At 68.6% G+C, this 18,612-nt stretch carries 18 protein-coding genes; 11 read left to right on the top strand and 7 right to left on the bottom strand.

Features of this window, described 5'->3' with window-relative positions; translation table 11 throughout:
* The first annotated feature begins 2 nt into the window (after window positions 1–2).
* From ACWEO7_RS08910 to ACWEO7_RS08880, 7 genes are all read left to right on the top strand, one after another.
* On the top strand, window positions 3–1,424 hold the full coding sequence (locus ACWEO7_RS08910; protein ID WP_450020776.1) for a WS/DGAT/MGAT family O-acyltransferase: 1,422 nt from the start codon (window positions 3–5) through the stop codon (window positions 1,422–1,424).
* Window positions 1,425–1,434: 10 nt separating this feature from the next.
* Window positions 1,435–1,980, top strand: a complete 546-nt coding sequence (locus ACWEO7_RS08905; protein ID WP_452422058.1) for a DUF6912 family protein — start codon at window positions 1,435–1,437, stop codon at window positions 1,978–1,980.
* Between the two features lie 125 nt (window positions 1,981–2,105).
* The gene (locus ACWEO7_RS08900; protein WP_452422040.1) at window positions 2,106–3,260 is read left to right on the top strand and encodes a ferredoxin reductase; all 1,155 of its coding nucleotides are present in this window, start codon (window positions 2,106–2,108) and stop codon (window positions 3,258–3,260) included.
* Window positions 3,261–3,305: 45 nt separating this feature from the next.
* The gene (locus ACWEO7_RS08895; protein ID WP_452422038.1) at window positions 3,306–4,742 is read left to right on the top strand and encodes a fatty acid desaturase family protein; all 1,437 of its coding nucleotides are present in this window, start codon (window positions 3,306–3,308) and stop codon (window positions 4,740–4,742) included.
* A gap of 99 nt (window positions 4,743–4,841) precedes the next feature.
* Window positions 4,842–6,098, top strand: coding sequence for a fatty acid desaturase family protein (locus ACWEO7_RS08890; RefSeq protein ID WP_450020782.1), 1,257 nt, complete (start codon window positions 4,842–4,844; stop codon window positions 6,096–6,098).
* 103 nt (window positions 6,099–6,201) lie between these two features.
* Window positions 6,202–6,822, top strand: a complete 621-nt coding sequence (gene bluB, locus ACWEO7_RS08885) for a 5,6-dimethylbenzimidazole synthase (RefSeq protein ID WP_452422056.1) — start codon at window positions 6,202–6,204, stop codon at window positions 6,820–6,822.
* A gap of 135 nt (window positions 6,823–6,957) precedes the next feature.
* On the top strand, window positions 6,958–7,128 hold the full coding sequence (locus ACWEO7_RS08880) for a hypothetical protein (protein ID WP_356967360.1): 171 nt from the start codon (window positions 6,958–6,960) through the stop codon (window positions 7,126–7,128).
* A 33-nt stretch (window positions 7,129–7,161) separates the two neighbouring features.
* On the opposite strand, the gene ACWEO7_RS08875 is transcribed toward ACWEO7_RS08880, so the two are convergent.
* Complete coding sequence (locus ACWEO7_RS08875) at window positions 7,162–8,454, bottom strand: acetyl-CoA C-acyltransferase (RefSeq protein WP_452422036.1); 1,293 nt, start codon at window positions 8,452–8,454, stop codon at window positions 7,162–7,164.
* 293 nt (window positions 8,455–8,747) lie between these two features.
* Between ACWEO7_RS08875 and ACWEO7_RS08870 the strand changes: the two genes are divergently transcribed.
* The 4 genes from ACWEO7_RS08870 to ACWEO7_RS08855 are packed head-to-tail and all read left to right on the top strand — an operon-like array spanning window position 8,748 to window position 11,623.
* On the top strand, window positions 8,748–9,449 hold the full coding sequence (locus tag ACWEO7_RS08870; protein ID WP_452422034.1) for a helix-turn-helix domain-containing protein: 702 nt from the start codon (window positions 8,748–8,750) through the stop codon (window positions 9,447–9,449).
* A 10-nt stretch (window positions 9,450–9,459) separates the two neighbouring features.
* The gene (locus ACWEO7_RS08865) at window positions 9,460–9,897 is read left to right on the top strand and encodes a hypothetical protein (protein WP_452422033.1); all 438 of its coding nucleotides are present in this window, start codon (window positions 9,460–9,462) and stop codon (window positions 9,895–9,897) included.
* Between the two features lie 47 nt (window positions 9,898–9,944).
* Window positions 9,945–10,469: a hypothetical protein gene (locus tag ACWEO7_RS08860; RefSeq protein ID WP_355077130.1), complete on the top strand. Its 525-nt coding sequence runs from the start codon at window positions 9,945–9,947 to the stop codon at window positions 10,467–10,469.
* A complete protein-coding gene (locus ACWEO7_RS08855) occupies window positions 10,466–11,623 on the top strand; it encodes an MAB_1171c family putative transporter (protein WP_452422031.1) in 1,158 nt (385 codons plus the stop codon). Before ACWEO7_RS08860 ends, ACWEO7_RS08855 begins: the two co-directional genes overlap by 4 nt.
* Here ACWEO7_RS08855 and hpf read toward each other — a convergent pair.
* The 6 genes from hpf to ACWEO7_RS08825 form a co-directional block, all read right to left on the bottom strand.
* Window positions 11,599–12,279: a ribosome hibernation-promoting factor, HPF/YfiA family gene (gene hpf / locus ACWEO7_RS08850; protein ID WP_452422029.1), complete on the bottom strand. Its 681-nt coding sequence runs from the start codon at window positions 12,277–12,279 to the stop codon at window positions 11,599–11,601. The two genes, ACWEO7_RS08855 and hpf, sit on opposite strands and share 25 nt — an antisense overlap.
* Window positions 12,280–12,507: 228 nt before the next feature.
* Window positions 12,508–13,152 (bottom strand): ComF family protein, encoded by a 645-nt coding sequence (locus tag ACWEO7_RS08845; RefSeq protein ID WP_452422027.1) that lies wholly within the window; start codon window positions 13,150–13,152, stop codon window positions 12,508–12,510.
* A 219-nt stretch (window positions 13,153–13,371) separates the two neighbouring features.
* Window positions 13,372–15,195 carry an MtrAB system accessory lipoprotein LpqB gene (gene lpqB, locus ACWEO7_RS08840; RefSeq protein ID WP_452422025.1) on the bottom strand — a complete coding sequence of 608 codons (1,824 nt, stop codon included), beginning with the start codon at window positions 15,193–15,195 and terminating at the stop codon, window positions 13,372–13,374.
* Complete coding sequence (gene mtrB, locus ACWEO7_RS08835; protein WP_452422023.1) at window positions 15,192–17,192, bottom strand: MtrAB system histidine kinase MtrB; 2,001 nt, start codon at window positions 17,190–17,192, stop codon at window positions 15,192–15,194. The genes lpqB and mtrB overlap by 4 nt, the downstream gene beginning before the upstream one ends.
* Window positions 17,189–17,866, bottom strand: coding sequence for an MtrAB system response regulator MtrA (gene mtrA / locus ACWEO7_RS08830; protein WP_039800350.1), 678 nt, complete (start codon window positions 17,864–17,866; stop codon window positions 17,189–17,191). The genes mtrB and mtrA overlap by 4 nt, the downstream gene beginning before the upstream one ends.
* A 78-nt stretch (window positions 17,867–17,944) precedes the next feature.
* Window positions 17,945–18,592: a dTMP kinase gene (locus ACWEO7_RS08825; RefSeq protein ID WP_452422021.1), complete on the bottom strand. Its 648-nt coding sequence runs from the start codon at window positions 18,590–18,592 to the stop codon at window positions 17,945–17,947.
* Between the last annotated feature and the right edge of the window lie 20 nt (window positions 18,593–18,612).

Here is an 18,612-nt window from a genome sequence, read left to right as displayed (position 1 = left end):
GCGTGATCACGAGACTGACGCCGCAAGACACGGCCTTCTACCGGCTCGAGTCGAGTAGCAACCCGATCCATATCGGCTCTCTCGCGATCGTGCGGAACACCGATCCCGGCGACAGCTCGGGCAGGCCGATCCTGGACTACGACCGGCTGGTCGATCTGGTCGAGAGCAGGCTCTCGCTGGTACCGAGATACCGGCGCAAAGTGCGGGAGATCCCGCTGTCGCTCGGGCGGCCGGTCTGGGTCGAGGACAGCCGTTTCGACATCACCTACCACATCAGGCGTTCGGCGCTTCCCGGTCCCGGCACCGACGAACAGCTGCACGACCTGGTCGCCCGCCTCGTCTCCCACCCCTTGGACCCGGCCCGGCCGCTGTGGGAGATGTACCTGATCGAACGGCTGTCCGACGGCCGCTGCGCCATCTTCACCAAGACGCATTCCGCCCTGGTGGACGGGGACACCGCGCTCGAGATCGGCCATGTGATCCTCGACGCGGGGCCCGCCCCCCGCGAATTGGCCTGCGACGACTGGATCGCGCCGCGCGAACCCGGTGAGATGGAACTGCTGGTCGGCGCGCTCGCCCACCTCGCCGCACAGCCGCGCAGAGCCCTCGAGGTCGCCCGGGACGCGAGCGCGGGCGCGTTCGCGGTGGTCGGGACGGCGGGCAAGGCGGTCGAGTCGGTGGTCGCCGCCGTGCGCACCGCGGCGACCGGCGCGCCCGCCAGCCCCCTGAACACACGTACTTCGCGGAACCGGCGCTTCGACGTGGTGCGCACCGACCTGGCGGATTACCGGACGATCCGCAAGCGGTTCGGCTGCTCGACCAACGACGCCATCCTCGCCGTGGTCACCGGCGCTCTGCGCAACTGGCTGCTGTCGCGCGGGGAAGCCCTCACCGAGTCCACCACGCTGCGAGCTGTGGTGCCGATGTCGGTGTACGTCGAGGGAAACGAGGGCGACCAGACGCACTCGGCGAGCGAGGTGTCGTCGTTCCTGATCGATCTGCCGGTGGGCGAACCGAACCCGGTGATGCGGTTGTCGCACATCGCGCACGCCTCCGAACTCAACGGTCGTCAGCGGCGCGGCGTCCGCGCGCGTACGCTCGTGCACCTGGCCGGTTTCGCTCCGGCCAGCCTGCATGCGATGAGTGTGCGAGCGGCGAGTACGTTCGCAGAACACACGTTCAATCTGGTGATCACCAACGCGCCGGGTCCGCAGGCGCCGATGTACATCGGCGGCGCGCGGATGCTGGAGATGTACCCGGTGTCGCCACTGCTGCGCAATCAGGCGTCGAGTATCGGGATCACGTCCTACGACGGGCGTGTCTTCTACGGTCTCAACGCCGACCGCGACGCGATGGCCGACATCGGCGTGCTCGCCACGGCGGTGCGCGATTCCATGGAGGAGATGCTCGGTGCCTGCGTCTGATGAGAAGAAGCTGCGGGTCTACATCCCGGCTACGGTGCCGATGCTGCGCGATCTGGTCGGCAACCGTGAACTGGCCCCCGTCGGCGGGACCGCGTTCGCGGTGACGCCCGCGCTGCGCGAGGCCTACGCCTCCGGCGACGACGAGGAACTCGGCGAAGTCGCCATGAACGAGGCCGCGCGCGCCTCGCTGCGACTGCTGGCCGCCGAACGCGAGGCGATCGGATCGGAGGACTCCGACGACGAGGCCGCGCCGGGGGCGGGCGGTAACCCGGTTTACCGCCGTGCGGTGATCGCCGCCGACGTGACCGGCGCGAAGCTGCGGCCCGACCTCGACGACGCGGTGGTCCGGCTGGCGGGCCCGATCGGCTACCAGCAGATCGCCTCGGTGCACGTCGACCTGGCCGACGCCGAATCGCAGGTGGCCAAGGCCGTCGACGTGGTGGACGCGGCCGATCTCGGCGACACCGACGCCGAGTTCGTCCTCGGCGACGCCGAGGACCACCAATTGGCCTGGTACGCGGCCCAAGAGCTGCCGTTTCTGCTCGAGCTCCTCTGAATCGCCGCGGCGGGCGCGCCACCGACCTGCCGCCGTAACCTACGATGCCGTAACCTTGCTGGCGAGGCCTCCGATCGGCGAGACGGCGGCCCGCGCATCCGACGACAGGGAGATCAACGGCAGCGATGGGTTCGAAAATTGGGAGCTCTGTGCGAAGCGTCCGTGCGTGGCTGGAGGCGCCCGCCGCGAGCGTCGCCGAGCGCGGCGGCAAGCTGAATGTGCTGCGCGGAGCCGTTGCGCGCGTGACCACACCGCTGCTGCCCGACGACTACCTGCACCTGGCCAACCCGCTGTGGTCGGCTCGCGAGCTGCGGGGACGCATCGTCGAGGTACGCAAGGAGACCGCCGATTCCGCGACGCTGGTGATCCAGCCGGGATGGGGCTTCGACTTCAAATACCAGCCCGGCCAGTACATCGGCATCGGCATCCTGGTGGACGGCCGCTGGCATTGGCGCTCGTATTCGCTGACCTGTCCGCCGAATTGGTCCGACCCCGGCCACGGCGGCAAGCGGCTGATCTCCATCGCCGTGAAGGCGATGCCGGAAGGCTTCCTGTCCAGCCACCTGGTCAGCGGCGTGCCGGTCGGCACCGTCGTCCGGCTCGCCGCCCCGCAGGGCGGTTTCGTACTGCCGTACCCGCCGCCGGAGAAGGTGCTGTTCCTCACCGCGGGCAGCGGCATCACGCCGGTGATCGCCATGCTGCGCGCGATGGACCGCCGCGAAGTGTTCACCGACGTGGTGGCCCTGCACTCCGCGCGCACTTCCGACGACGTGATGTTCGGCGCGGAGCTGGGCGCGCTGCGCGACCGCAATCCCGGCTTCGACACCCGCCTGCATCTCACCGCCGAGCGGGGCAAGTTCGCCCTCGCCGATCTCGACACCGAGATCCCGGACTGGCGCGAACGCCAGACCTGGGCGTGCGGCCCGGCCGGAATGCTCGACGAGATCGAGAACCACTGGCGCGACGCGGGGCTCTCGGACCGGCTGCACGTGGAGCGCTTCGAGATCGAACGCTCCGCGGTCGGTGCGGGCGGCACGGTCACCTTCGGCAAGACCGGTCGCAGCGTCGCGGCCGACGGCGCGACCAGCCTGCTCGAGGCCGGTGAGTCCGCCGGTGTTCAGATGCCGTTCGGCTGCCGGATGGGCATCTGCCAGACCTGCGTGGTCACCTTGAGTTCCGGACACGCGCGCGACCTGCGCAACGGTGAGGAGCGCCGCGAAGGCGACAAGGTGCAGACCTGCATCTCGGCGGCGGCGGGCGACTGCACCCTGGACGTCTAGTCCGGCAGGTACCCTCGAGATGTATCGAGTAGGGAAAGGACCCCGGTGGCCATCACCGACATCAAGGCGTTCGCGCATCTCACGGCGGCCGATATCGAGACACTGGGGCAGGAACTCGATTCCATCCGGCGTTCGGTGGAGCTGTCGCGTGGCGAGCGCGACGCGAAGTACATCCGGCGCACGATCGCGGCGCAACGCGGTCTCGAGGTAGCCGCCCGGGCGGTGCTGTTCGGCAGCCGCAACCGCTGGGCCTGGCTGGCAGGCACCGCGATGCTCTCGGTGGCCAAGATCATCGAGAACATGGAGCTCGGGCACAACGTCAGCCACGGGCAATGGGACTGGATGAACGACCCGGAGATCCACTCCAGTTCGTGGGAGTGGGACATGACCGGCCCCTCCGCGCAGTGGCGCCGGGCGCACAACTACTCCCACCACACCTACACGAATGTCCTCGGCAAGGACGAGGACCTCGGTTTCGGCATCCTCCGGATGACCCGGGACGAGCAGTGGCGGCCGATCCATCTGGTGCAACCGCTGGCGAACCTGCTGCTCGCCGCCACCTTCGAGTGGGGCATCGCGCTGCACGACTGGAGCATCGACAAGGAGCTGTCGGACACGCCGCGCTGGGAGATCGCCTCCCGGCCGAACGTGGAGTTCGCCCGCAAGATCTGCCGTCAGGTGGCCAAGGACTACCTCATCCATCCCGCGCTGACGGGCCCGGCGTTCAAGCACACGCTGAAGGCCAACGCGACGGCGAACCTGGTGCGCAATCTGTGGGCGTACGCGGTGATCTTCTGCGGGCACTTCCCCGACGGCGCGGAGAAGTTCACCGTCGAGCAGCTGGAGAACGAGACCAGCGGCGAGTGGTACCTGCGCCAGATGCTCGGCAGCGCGAACTTCGAAGCGGGGCCCGCCATGGCGTTCATGAGCGGCAACCTCTGCTACCAGATCGAGCACCATCTGTTCCCCGACCTGCCGAGCAACCGGTATCAGGAGGTCGCGGTACGGGTCCGCGAGCTGTGCGACAAGTACGACCTGCCCTACACCACCGGGTCGCTGGGCAAGCAGTATCTGCTGGCCTTCCGCACGATCCACAAGCTGGCCCTGCCGGACCGGTTCCTCAAGGCCACCGCCGACAACGCGCCGGAGACCTCCTCCGAGCGCAAGTTCGCCGGTATCACGCTGCCGTCGCTCGGCGCGGAGTCCACGCACTGGCTGCGCGTCGATCCGGAGACCGGCGAGCGGCGCGGCCTGCGTTCGGCGCTGCACGAGGCGAAAATCGTGCTTCGGGAGAAGGCGCGGCAGGAGAAGGAGATGCTCCGCGAGGCCAAGGCGGCCCTACAGGAGAAGGCCGAACACGAGCGGCAGGTGCTGCGCGAGGCCAAGCTCGCATTCCAGGAACGGGCCCGTCACGAACAAGCGGCGCTGCGCGAAAAAGCGAAGCGGGACAAGCGTTTTCGCTTCCGTCGCAGGGCGCGCTAACCTACCATTCGGCAGCCGGGATCGCAATAAGGTATTTGCCACATCCGTGCGGCGCACCTCGCAACCTACGGTTTCGTAACTTACGGTAAAGTAACCCGCATGGCGATCTCGGATGTCAAGGAATACGCGCACCTCACCGAGGCCGACGTGGAAGCACTCGGCGCGGAATTCGACGCGATCCGGCGGGAAATCGAAGCCTCGCGCGGCGCACGCGACGCGAAGTACATCCGCAACGTCATCCGGTTGCAGCGCGTTCTCGAGATCAGCGGCCGTGCGGTGCTCTTCGCGAGCCCGAAGCGCCCCGCGTGGCTGGCAGGCGTCGCACTGCTCGGCACCGCCAAGATCATCGAGAACATGGAGATCGGGCACAACGTCATGCACGGGCAGTGGGACTGGATGAACGATCCGGAGATCCACTCAAGCTCGTGGGAGTGGGACAACACCGGCGCGGCCAAGCACTGGAAGCACACCCACAACTACCTGCATCACAAGTACACCAACGTGCTCGGCATGGACGACGACATCGGCTACGGCCTGCTGCGGGTGACCCGCGACCAGCGCTGGAAGCCGTTCAACCTGGGCAACCCGGTCTACAACCTGCTGTTGCAGCTGTTCTTCGAGTACGGCGTCGCCATCCAGCACCTGGAGCTGGGCAAACTGGTGGCGGGCCGGTACAAGCCCGGCTCCCCCGAACGGGCCGAGTTCGAGCGCAAGCGCGACGAGGCGCTCACCAAGATGGGCAAGCAGGTCCTCAAGGACTACGTGGTCTTCCCCGCCCTCACCGGTCCCGCGTTCTTCTCCACGCTGAAGGCCAACCTGGCCGCGAACGCGATCCGCAACGTCTGGTCCAACGCGGTGATCTTCTGCGGGCACTTCCCCGACGGGGCGGAGAAGTTCACCAAGGCCGACATCGACGGCGAAACGCACGGCCAGTGGTACCTGCGCCAGATGCTCGGCAGCGCCAACATCTCCGGCGGCCCGGTCATGCACTTCATGACCGGCAATCTGAGCCACCAGATCGAACACCACCTGTTCCCCGATCTGCCGAGCAACCGGTACGCCGACATCGCCGTGCGGGTGCGCGAGCTGGCCGACAAGTACGACCTGCCCTACACCACCGGCTCGCTGCCGGTGCAGTACTTCAAGGCGTGGCGCACCATCCTCAAACTGGCGTTGCCGAACAAGTACCTGCGGGCCACCGCCGACGATGCGCCCGAGACCGCCTCGGAACGCAAGTTCGGGGGCCACACCGCCGCCTCCATCGATCCGGTGACGGGCCGCCGCCGCGGTCTGCGCACCGCGCTCGCCGAGGGACGGCGGCGGCTGGCCCAGCGCCGCGTGTCCGCGGCACGCTGACCTCCACTCCCGCCGCGCCGCGGTCGGTCGGCGACGCAGGAGCCCACGCCGTGTGCGGTGAGTTCGCCGGGTTTGATTGACTCGGGCGGTGCATGCTGAAGTTCTGAGCGTCTACGAGGCCATCCGGCTCCGTCGTGACGTACGCGCGGAGTTCACCGGCGAACTCGTCGACGATGCGACACTGTGGCGGCTGCTGGATGCCGCGCACCGGGCGCCGAGCGTCGGGAATTCGCAGCCCTGGGATTTCGTGGTGGTCCGCGAGCCGGCGACGCTGCGCGAGTTCGCCGATCACGTGGCACAGAAGCGCATCGAGTTCCGCGACGCGCTGCCGCCCGAGCGCGCCGCCACCTTCGAGCCGATCAAGATCGAGGGCATCTCGGAGAGCGGTACCGGGATCGTGGTCTGCTACGACCATGATCGCGGCGGGCCGCAGGTGCTCGGCCGGGCCACGGTGCCCGAAACCGGTATCTACTCAGCGGTTCTCGCCATCCAGAACCTTTGGCTGGCCGCCACCGCCGAAGGCATCGGCGTGGGGTGGGTGTCGTTCTACGATCCCGGTTTCCTGTCCGATCTGATCGGCCTCCCTAAGGGCGTCCGCACGGTCGCCTGGCTGTGCGTCGGGCCGGTGCGCGAGTTCCAGCGCACTCCCGATCTGGAGCGCTTCGGCTGGCGCGCGGGCAGACCCCTCACGGACGCGGTGCACCGCGAGACCTATCGGGGCTGACCTTCCGCGCATCGTTACCCAAATGTATGGATCGTTCATGCTTCAATCGGATCCCCACTGGGTACGACAAGGGCGAAACTGTCACTTACGCAGTGCGCTTCATCGTGGTTTCGTCCGTTCCAGGAGGTTTGTGCAATGGCCAATGTCGATGCTGTTCGGCTGTCGAGCGAGCTGGGCATCGATCTGGCACAGGCGACGTTGCGCCTGCGTCGGGAGGGCGTCCCCGGCGAGACCAAGCACCAGACCTGTCTGCGCATCCTCGCGGACGAGGGGCGCAAGCGCCGGGGCTTCACGGGCAAGGCCTGAGAGAGGCTCCGGCAGGGCCGCTTACACGTCGCCTCAGACGCGTTCGAGCACCGCCGATGCGCCGATGCCGCCCGCGGCGCAGATACCGAGCAGGGCCGCGTTCTTGCCCGTGCGAGCCAGTTCGTTGGCCATGGTGGTCACCATCCGCGCCCCGGTGGCGCCGAACGGGTGACCGAGCGAGATCGAGCCGCCGTGCACGTTCAGCTTGTCGACGTCCACCTCGCCGACGGCGGCATCGCGATCCAGCCTTGTCTTGGCCCATTCGTCGCTGGCCAGTGCCGTGAGCACCGCCAAGGTCTGGGCGGCGAAGGCCTCGTGGATATCCACGAGATCGACGTCGGCCAAGGACATTCCGGCCTTCTCCAGCGCGCGTGGCATCGAGATGGCCGGGCCGATGAGCACCTGATCGGCCGGATCGACGCTCACGTAGCTCCACGACCGGAACGCCGCCAACGGCCGATATCCGAGGGCGTGCGCTTTCTCTTCGCTCATCAGCAGCACCGCGGCGGCACCGTCGGTGAGCGGGCTGGCGTTGCCCGCGGTCACGCTGCCGTCGGCGGCGAAAACCGGTTTCAGTGCAGCCAGTTTCGCGACGCTGGTGTCGCCGCGCACCAGGCCGTCGCGCCGGATCTCCGTGTCTTCGGGCGTGCGGATCCGCAGCACCTCGTCGTCGAACCGGCCGGACTCGATGGCGGCCGCGGCGCGGTGATGTGAGCGGGCGGCGAACTCGTCCTGGTCCGCGCGGCTGACGCCGTGGATGCGAGCCATCTTCTCGGCCGACTCGCCCATCACCTCGCCGGTGGTGCGCTCGGCGATCTTGGGCCTGCTCGGTAGCAGGTCGGTGAACGACGCCAGGCGCGCGACCGCGGACAAGTAGTCCTTCGGCTTCGGCTGGCCCAGCGCCAGCGGCGCCGCCGCGTGCACGACCTTCTGCGGCAGCTTGACCTCCGCGTTGGAGGTGGAATCGCTGCCGCCGGCGATCATGACGTCGTATTCGCCCCGCTCGATCGCGGCCGCCGCCGAGGTGACCGCCTGCAGACCGGAGGCGCAAGCCCTGGTCACGGTGTAGCCCTCACAGCCCGCGTCCAGCGGCAGGTCCAACGCGATTTCGCGGGCGATGTTCGGCGCCGCACTCGGCAGGATGACCCCGCCCCACACGATCGCCTCCACTTCCGCGCCGGGGAGCCCGGTGCGCTCCAGCAGTCCCCGGACCGCGGCGTCGGCCAGCGCGATGGAGTCCATCCGGGTGTATCCGGTGAACGCACGCAGGAACGGCGTGCGCGCACCGGACACGATCACAGCACGGCGAGCAGCTCTGGTAGCCATGCGATTTCCTTTCGAAAGCCTCGGACCACCAAACTTACTGCAAAGTAAGTTCACCGTCGACCCCCTTCGCCGACGGTGAACCCCGACGCAGCGACGATCCCCTCCACCGCCGCTGCACCGGTCCGCCGCGCGCCGTTGCGCGACGAACCGAGACGCCCGCCCCTGCCCGCCCCGGAACCGTCGCATGCGCTCCGTCATCCGACGCAAAGAACCGTAACAAACTTTCGACTGATTTTCCAAATAGTTTCTATTGGTTTGCCTTCAGCCTCCTATCCGCTTACCATGAGCACACTATGCATAGCCCTTCGGAGCTGTCGCGGCAGAAGAGATTCGGGCGAATCATCAAAGAACGCCGGGACGAGCTCGGTCTCACCCAGCTACAGATCGGCGACCTCGGAGGACCTTCGGCGCCGACCATCAGGAAGATCGAGGACGGCGATGCGACCATCAGCATGCAGACGCTGAACAAGCTCGACGCGCCGCTGCGATGGCTGCCGGGCAGTGCCGCACGCACCTACGCGGGCGGCGTACCCGCCGCCGACGAACCCGCGAACGCCGCGCGCGGCGCGGGCGACTCGGTGGTGGCGGGGCCGGACGCGATCCGCTTCGAAATCTCCGACCTCACCGGCCTTCTCGCGGCATCGGGCAGTCTCAACGACGCCGTCGAGCATGGTCGCACCACCGACCCGCAGGTGGTCGCCGCGATCGCGGAACTCAACCGGGTGGTCTCCAAGCTGTCGGCGCGATACGCGACCGCCATGCTCGAACGCAACGGTGGGCCGGGCAGGCAGTTGCATCCGTTGGTGGAAATGGCCTTCGCGCACTTGCTCGCGGTCCCCGCGGAGTCCAGCGACCCCGACGAGCTACAGGAACGCCGGTACCGCCGCTGGCTGGCCGGTCGATCGGAGGATATCGATGCAGCGACCGAAGCCCGGTTCCGCGCACGCTGGCTGGCGGCCAACCTGGCCACGACAGCGGTTCGAAACGGCGAGTGACGAGGCAGCCATGACCGACCACGGATCGAATCGCCCGGAGCTGACCCTCAGCCACAAGATAAATCGGCTGTTCTCCGTCGTGCATCCGCGCAACGCACCGGAACGCAGCACCGAATCCGTCGCCGAGCAGATCGGCGAATTCCTCGGTCGCACGGTGCCGCCCGGTTATCTGGAGCGCCTGCGCGACGGCGAGTTCGACGACCGGAACGCGGGCGCCACAGTCGATGTGGAGATCCTCGCGGCGGTGGCTCGCAGCTTCGGCGTGGCGGCCGACTATCTGCTCACCCGTGGACCGGCGGCGGACGCGATCGACCGGGAACTCGAACTCCTCGCCACCATGCGCGACGCGAACGTCGCCAGCGTCGCGCTGCGCGGTTCGAACATCGATCGGGCCATGCTCGCCAGGATCATCCAGAGCACAGAAGGATCGGTGCCGCCGAGTCGGTAGCATGCTTTCCTACATGGGCCACTGAGCTTTTGTAGGAGACCGATCACATGGCCATCCAGGCCCGGTTCCGGAGCTTGACCCGGGACCTCCCGATACCCCACCCATGGAATCTGCAGACCTACCTCGATGCCGTTGCGGCGCACCGTGGTCGCAGCATCAGCCTGTTGCCGATCGATACCGCGCTACTCGCGGGCACCGGTTGCGGCACGGGCAGCGGCCTGTGGATCGCGAAGCAGGACAGCGACGTCATCGTCTACGGCGCGGACACCACCGAATGGCACGCCGAGCACATCATCGTGCACGAACTCGGGCACATGCTGCTCGGGCACGGCCCGGAGCAGCACCGACCCGGTGAGCCGCCCGCGGGCACGCCGACGGTGGCGGCGGTCGCCGACCTGCTGCCCTCGATCTCGCCCGAGTCGATCGCCCACGTGCTCGGCCGTACCGACTACGGCACCTTGCGCGAGCGCGACGCGGAGACCTTCGCCGACATGGTGATGCTGCACGCCATGCGTCCACCGCGTCGCGATTCGCTGCTGCACCGCACGTTCTTCCGCGACCGGCGGCGGTGAACTCGCCGATCCCCGCGCCGATCGCGATACCGCTGATCGTGTTCGTCGCGGTGGTCGTCCTCGGACGGTTGATCGTGCTGCACCACGCCGCTGTCGATCGGCTGCTCAATCGAGCCTTGTTGTGGGGTACGGCCACGCTGGTCCTGCTCGAGCGCGGCGTCGCTCCGGGGATCGGCAGTCTGCTGCACCAACTTTCGATGGTCACACTGCTGATGGAGGTGGCCGGTCTGTACGGTGCGGCCCGGCTGTGGTCGGGCGCCGACCCGGTCTCCGCATCGGCTCGGCAGCGGGTCTACGACCTCGCCGGACTGGTGGGCGGCGCGATCATCCTTGCCGTCGGCACTCCGGCGCGACAGGAGGGCAGGCTGCTGGGGCAAGCATCGGACTGGCCGACGGTAGTGGTCTGGTCGATCCTGTGGCTTCCGCTGCTCGCCGCCGGTCGGCTGGCCTGGCGCGCGGCACTGCGCGAATTGCGCTCGGACGAATCCACCGCCGCCGAACGGATCGTCTACGCGACCCTGTTGGCGACGCTGGTCGTCGGTTCCGCGGGCCTGGTCGTCTCCGCCGTGCGGCTGGCGGCGCCCGGCACGGCCGCTGACCCGGCCATGGTGCGCTGGGCGGCACCGACTTTCGCCGCCTCGACGCTCGGCGCCGCGCTGCTCGCCGTGCCGCTGCTCGCCGGGCTGCGGGCCCGCGCGGGCTGGGACCGCGCCGGACGGTACTGCCGTCGCCTGCGGCCGTTGTGGCGCGATCTCACCGCGGCCGTGCCCGAGGTCGTGCTCGAGCCGGACATCCCCCTCGGATCCGAAGCGCGGCTGATCCGGATGACGGTGGAGATCCGCGATGCCCTCATGCACCTGCGGCACTACCTGCCCGGCGAGACGAGCGAACCGGACTACGTGGAACAGATCGTGCGGGCCATCGCCGCGAAGACGAACGGCGCGGCCGTGACCCCGCGGCAGTCCGGCCTGCCCGTGCGCCTGCCCGTCGGCGACATCGACTCGGATCTGCGGCTGCTGCTCGCGCTGGCCCGCCGCTGGCCCGCCGACGGCGCGCCGACGAAAATCTCCGGGCATCCGGCCGGTGAGCCGAATGCCCGGAGAAGTGGGGACGGGTGGTTTCCGTTTCGTCAGGCCAGGCGGATCAGGCCGTAGTCGAAGGCGTGACGACGGTAGACCACCGAAGGCCGATCGGTCTCTTTGTCCTGGAACAGGAAGAAGTCGTGGCCGACGAGCTCCATTTGGTACAGGGCGTCATCGACGGACATGGGCGTCGCCGCGTGCTCCTTCGTGCGCACGATGTGGCCGGGACCCTCCGCATAATCCGGTTCCCGCTCTTGGTGCGCGTGGGCCGCGCCGGACTCGGCGAGCCGGTCGAACAGGGAGTCGTCCACCAGATCGGCAGTGGCCTGGGCGACCGACAGCGGCGTCTTGTCGCCGTAGTGCACCCGGCGCCGGTCCTTGGTGCGGCGCAGCCTGCTCTCCATCTTCGCGGTCACCGACTCGAATGCGGCGTAGAAGCTGTCCGCACAGGCCTCGGCCCGCACGACGGGCCCCTTTCCGCGCGCGGTGATTTCGACGCGCTGACAGTTCTTGCGCTGACGACGATTGCGCTCGTGGAACAGCTCGACGTCGAAGAGGAAGATCGACGGGTCGAAGCGTTCTAATCGGGAGAGTTTTTCCGCGACGTAAATACGAAAATGATCGGGCACCTCGACGTTGCGGCCCTTCACCACGATGTCGCTGCGCGGCCCCCGTGGTGGTTCCGCAGTGGGTTGCTCGAGTGCTTCCTGTGTGCTGGGCTCCAGCATCGAAGCAGCGGGATCTTTCACTGAAGGTCGTGAAGAAGTCGTCACGCGTACCTCCCGGATCTGGCCGCACCGACCGATTCCAGTGCGGCGGGATTGAACCGTGCCGAACGACGATTGCTCGGCACTAGACGTCCGAGGCGCCACCTCCAAACTTGCGGTTCGGGTGTGTGTCCGCGACGCTAGTCCGCCGACGGGCTGATCGCCAGTGTTCACGCAAATTTCCCGGAGTCAAGCAGCACAAGTAACCAGAACGCCACGTGTCGGCAACCCCGCGCGCTGTAGCGCGCGCACCGACTCGAAGGCCGTCGCACCGGTGGTCAGCACGTCGTCGAGCAGCACTACCTCGGCATTCGCCGGTACTCCCCAGTCCGCGGCGGGGCCGGGCGTCGTGGTCACCCGCCCCTTCAGGTTGCGAGCGCGCTCGGCGGGTGTCAAGCCCACCGAATCGCGCACCCCTTGCCCCACTCGCAACACCGGCACCACTCGGCAGTTGGGCAGCCATCGGGTAGCTACCGACGCCGAGCGAAGCACCGGATCGCCGCCCCGGCGCCGGGCCGCCACGCGTCGGCTCGGCGCGGGCACCAGTACCAACGGCACACCCGGCGAACGCAGTTCGGCGAGCGCGCCCGCGAACGCCTTTCCCAGTGGCAGCGCCAGATCCCGCCGCCCCCGTTCCTTGGCGGCGAGCACCGCCCGCCGTGCGGGCCCTGCGTACGGCCCCAGCGCCCAGCACGGAATGCCCGGGTCGTTGCGCGGCCACACCCGCACCGGCGGACCGGCCAACGTGACGGCGCAGTCGGCGCACCAATCGGCTCCGGAACGTCCGCAGCCCGCACAGGAGGCGGGCAACACCAGATCGAGCAGGGTTCGCATCGACCGAGTGTGCGCCCGCCCCCTGACAGAAGCGCGTCGATCATGTCGACAGCGATGCACCTGGCAGAACGTTATGCCCTTGCGGCGAAGACTTTTACGGCTGCGCTCGCCACCCTGCTCGAACCGCCATGCGCGCCCGCGCCGGATTCTTCCGAGTGTGAGCGAGTCTTCCGCAGTGCGACGTGCGGCCAACATCGCGTACTCGTGACAGGTCGCCGCTCAGCCGGGCAGGACGGGCGTGGCGTTCGCGCCCAGACCCGGCACCTCACGCCAGTAGGGCTGTCCTTGGTCCGGGGCGGAGGTCAGCTCCAGCACCGCGCGTGAGTCGGCGACGTACTGGTGGTCGGGGCTCGCGCTCACGGAGCGCACCGGTGCGGTGAGATTTTGCGACGTCAGCGGGGTCGGCTCCGAGCCGTCCACCGACACCGTGCTCACGGGGTCCACATTCCCCTCGCGCGCGATGATGATCGTGTCCGCGTCCAGCCAGTCCACCGACACCGCGGCCGTGCTGAGTCCGACACCGACGGGTACCGCCGAGGTCAGCGCCAGCTTCCCGTCCGGTTGGGGCGCGACGACCGCGACGTACACCCGGCCGTCGGCGATCATCGCCGCCCGCGCCCCGGTCCGGGAGATCCGGAGTTCGGTGATCGGTAGCCGGGGCGCCGTGGCCGAGGATGCCGCCGTCAACCTCGAGATGTCGACGTTCTGAATCGAGACGTTTCCGGTGCCGCGGTCGTTGACCGCGCGGATGACCCGGTCACCGTCGACCACCGCCCATGCCGCGCTGCCGTCCGCCGTCCACGAGGGCCGGGTGATGGTGAAGCCATCGGCCACCGGAAAAGCGTTGCCGCCGTAGGTGCCGACCATCAAGATCCGCGACGGCGCGCCCGGCGGTCGTCCGGCTTCCGCCACCGCGGCGACGAGCTGACCGTCCGCGGACAGCGTCGCCGACTGCAGGTTGTTCACTCCGCCGAAGTAGCCGGGAGCGGGAGTGATACCGCCGTTGTCGGCGATCTGCACCAGCCCGCCGCCGCGCAGCGCGTGCAGCCCGACCTGGTTGCGCGCGGCGGTCGCCGGATTGAACTGCTGCACGTCCGCCACGCTCCAGCCGTTCGCGGCGAAGCGCTCGTCCAGCGGCTTGCCGTCGGCAAACAGCATGTACGGCCCGAGGATGTCGGCGCTGGACAAGGTGAGTACCACCTGCGCGGCCAGCAGTTCGCGCTCGCGCGGATTCAGCGCCGACGCGCCCGCGAAGTCGATCCGGACACCGCCGAGCCCGATGCCGACGCCGTCGGGATCACCGTTGGCCTTGGTGATCGCCCCGCGCAGCGCGATCGGCGGCGTCAGCTCACTGTGCAGCACCGACGCCAGCGCGGGCTGCGGCCCCTCCAGCAGCGAGCTGATCAATCGCTGGGTCAGCTGTGCTTTCGGCACCGCGAGCCAGCGCAGGTCCGGCACGACCATATTGCCGCCCGGATCGATGAAGTACAGCGCGTAGCGGCGGTAGGACTTGAAGAACGCGGTGGAGTCCATGACCACGCCGTCGGGCAACTCGTCGATGCGCCACTCACCGTTGATCTTGGTCAGCTCGATCTTGTTCTCGACGAACGGAATGTCGTCGTTGGGCCGATACCCGCCGTCTGCGGACAGCTCGCCGACCTTGCGCGCGCGGATCAGATAGTTGGCCTTGTCCCCGGAACGCGACTCCCGCAGGGTGTCCGGTTTCTCGACGATGACCGTGCCCGCCGCGTCGTCCCACTGGGTGGAGGCCGCAGGGGTCATGTATTGCCTTGCGGCCAGATGCCGGTTGGCCGGATCGGCGGTGGCCTGAAGGAAATCGCGCAGCAGCAGATCCGGATCGCGGTTGGCCAGCGGGGCCGGCGGGCCCTCGGAGGTGGGCTCACGATTGATGGTGCCCAGTGCCTCCGGCGCGGAGGACTCGGGGAGGCTGGCACAGGCGGTGAGCGGCACCACGACCGCGAGGACCGCCGCTGTCAATACGGTCAGCCGCCGCATCCGCGCAGATCCGACACGCATTCTCATGACTGTACGTCCCCCGGTTCGCGCGCCGCGCCGCCCCCGGTCTGCGCCGACTCCGAGGCGGGCGATCCGTTCAACCCGGACGCGGGCGGCTCTTCGGCCGCGGCGCTGTCGGTGGGCGTCGCCGTACCGTCGGCCGCTCCTGACGACTCGCTCACGCTCGGCTCCGCGGCCGCGCCGCCTTCGACGTCCGCGCCGTCCAGCTCATCGCTATCGGTCTCGGCCGCCTCGCTCGCGCGCTCCGCACGCACGCCGACCGGATCGGAGGTGCCCGCGTGCGCGCCCTGTGGCGCGGCGTCGGTCACCTGCGCGGCGCCCGGCTCGGCGGCGACCGGCCGCGCCGTATCCGTCGTGTCGCGATCGGCGGGCGGTTCCGGCTCCACCACGTGCATCGTCTTGCGCGCGGGCTCCAGCGGAAGCGGGCTCGGACCGAGCTTCTTACCGCGCACCAGCGGCAGCGTCAGGCGGAAGCTGGCGCCGATCCCGACCTCACCCCAGGCTTCGAGTCTGCCTTCGTGCAGGTTCGCGTCCTCCACGCTGATCGACAGACCGAGGCCGGTGCCGCCGGAGCGGCGCATGCGAGACGGGTCCGAACGCCAGAACCGGTTGAAGACCAGCTTCTCCTCGCCGGGGCGCAGGCCGACGCCCTGGTCCCGCACGACGACGGCGACCGCGTTGCTCTCGACGTCGCCCCGCATCCGGATCAGCACCGGCTTGCCCTCGCTGTGGTCGATCGCGTTGGCGAGCAGATTGCGCAGCACCCGCTCCACCCGGCGCGGATCGACCTCGGCGACGAGCGGATCCTCCGGCATGTCGCTGATGATCTCCACCCCGGCGTCCTTGGCGAGGTGGCGCACGGTCGAGATCGCGGCCCGCGCGCACATCCGCACGTCCAGCGATTCGACCTGGAGTTCGGCGACGCCCGCGTCGTGCCTGCTGATCTCCAGCAGGTCGTTGAGCAGGCCCTCGAACCGGTCCAGCTCGTTGACCAGCAACTCGGCGCTGCGGGCCAGGGCGGGGTCGAGGTCGTCGCTGCTGCCGTGGATCAGGTCGGCGGCCATGCGCACGGTGGTGAGCGGTGTGCGCAACTCGTGGCTGACGTCGGAGGTGAACCGGCGCTGCAGATTGCCGAATTCCTCCAGCTGGGTGATCTGGTTGGACAGGCTCTCGGCCATCTCGTTGAACGCCTGGGCCAGCCGAGCCATGTCGTCCTCGCCGCGTACCAGCATGCGTTCCTTGAGCCTGCCGTCGGCGAACCGGCCGGCGATCCTGGCCGCGGAGCGGATCGGAAGCACCACCTGCCTGGTGACCAGCGCGGTGATCGCGGCCAGCAGGACCAGCAGCACGATGCCGCCGACCAGCATGGTGCCGCGCATCAGCGACAGGCTGCGTTCCTCGTTGGCCAGCGGGAAGATCAGGTAGATCTCCAGGGTCGGGACCTCGGCGCTCGGGCTGCCGATGATCAGCGCGCGACCGCTGTAGCCATCCGCGTCCTCGACGGTGGCGAACTGGTAGCTGACCTGGTTGCGCTGCACGAACCGGCGCAGCTCGTCGGGCACCTCCTGGATCGGGCCGCGAGGGATCTGCTGCGGCGGCATCCCGCCGATGACGCTCAGCGCCGAGACGAAGCTGCCCGCGGCGCCGGTGGACTGGCCGCTGCCGCCGCGGTTGGACAGTGCGTTGCGAGCCTCTTCCAGCCGCTGCGGTTGAGCACCGATGTCGTGCACACCGGCCAGCTGGCTCTCCACCGTGTTACGCGCACGGTCCATCTCCTCGACCGCCGCGTTGATCTTGGCGTCCAGCAGCCGGTCGGTGATCTGGCTGGTCAGCACCACACCGAGGATCGTGATGACGATCAGCGAGAGCGTCAGCGTGGACACGATGACGCGCAACTGCAGCGAACGACGCCACAGGTGGCCTAGGGCAATGCCGACCGCTTGGAACCAGGCCACCACCGGAGCCAGCGATCGTTCCAGACGCGCGAAGACGCCATGGATCACGGCGGTCCGGCCTTGTAACCGACACCGCGGACGGTCAGCACGATCTCCGGGTTCTCGGGATCCTTCTCCACCTTCGCCCGCAACCGCTGCACATGGACGTTCACCAGGCGGGTGTCGGCGGCGTGCCGGTAGCCCCAGACCTGCTCGAGCAGGACCTCACGGGTGAACACCTGGCGCGGCTTGCGGGCCAGGGCGACGAGCAGGTCGAACTCGAGCGGCGTCAGGGAGATCTGCGCGCCACCACGGCTGACCTTGTGCGCGGGCACATCGATCACGATATCGGCGATCGACAGCAGCTCGGCGGGCTCCTCCTCGGTGCGGCGCAGACGAGCCCGCACCCGGGCGACCAACTCCTTCGGCTTGAAGGGCTTGACGATGTAATCGTCGGCACCGGACTCCAGACCGAGCACGACGTCGACCGTGTCGGTCTTCGCCGTGAGCATCACGATCGGAACTCCGGAATCGGCCCGCAGCACACGGCACACGTCGATGCCGTTCATGCCGGGCAGCATCAGGTCCAGCAGCACCAAATCGGGGCGGATCTCGCGAACCGCCGCCAGGGCCTGTGTGCCGTCGCCGACCACGTGCGGGTCGAACCCTTCCCCGCGCAAGACGATCGTGAGCATCTCAGCGAGTGCCATATCGTCGTCGACGACCAGAATCTTCGGCTTCATAACTACTATGTTGTCATCTCCCAGGCCAGGATCGGGCCGCCACGCCAACACTGGTGCGAACCCGCGGCACAACCAACCTTATCGACCAACGATTTCGGCGATGCGCGCGGCCAGCGTAGCCGGACCGTCGTCGGATCGGTATGTCCACCAGGGTCCGCGCCAGTCGCGTTCGGCCAGCTCACGGTACACCGCGCCGGTGCGATGCTGCAGACCGCCGTCGCGTTCGTAGGCGTCGGGCGCGCGTTCGGCGTCGAGTTCGCCACGCCTGCGGGCACGCTCGGCGGCGAGCTCGGTGGGCACGTCCAGCAACACTTGCAGCGCGGGCTCGGGCAGAGCGAATCTGCCGAACTCCAATTCGCCCACCCATGACACGATTTCGCCGTCCGCCGACTGCCCCAGCCGGGCGGCCGAATAGGCGGCGTTGGAAGCGACATAGCGATCCAGTAGCACAACATCGTTGTCGGCCAACAGTTTCGACAGCTCGTCCGCGGCGTCCGCGCGGTCCAGCGCGAACAGCAGAGCCATGCCGCTGACCGAGCCCGCGAGGTCGCCGTGCGCGCCGCGCAGCGCCTCGGCGGCCAGATCGGCGTGCACCGAGACGCGGTAGCGCGGGAAGGCCATCGTCGCGACGCGCAGTCCGCGACCACGCAGATCGGCGACCACCCGCTCGATCAGCGTCCGCTTACCGGCGCCGTCGAGTCCTTCGACCGCTATCAGCACTCCCATGACCAGGCACACTACCCCGC

It is taken from the genome of Nocardia sp. NPDC004260 (assembly GCF_053603155.1).
This window is presented reverse-complemented; position numbering and strand designations above follow the sequence as displayed.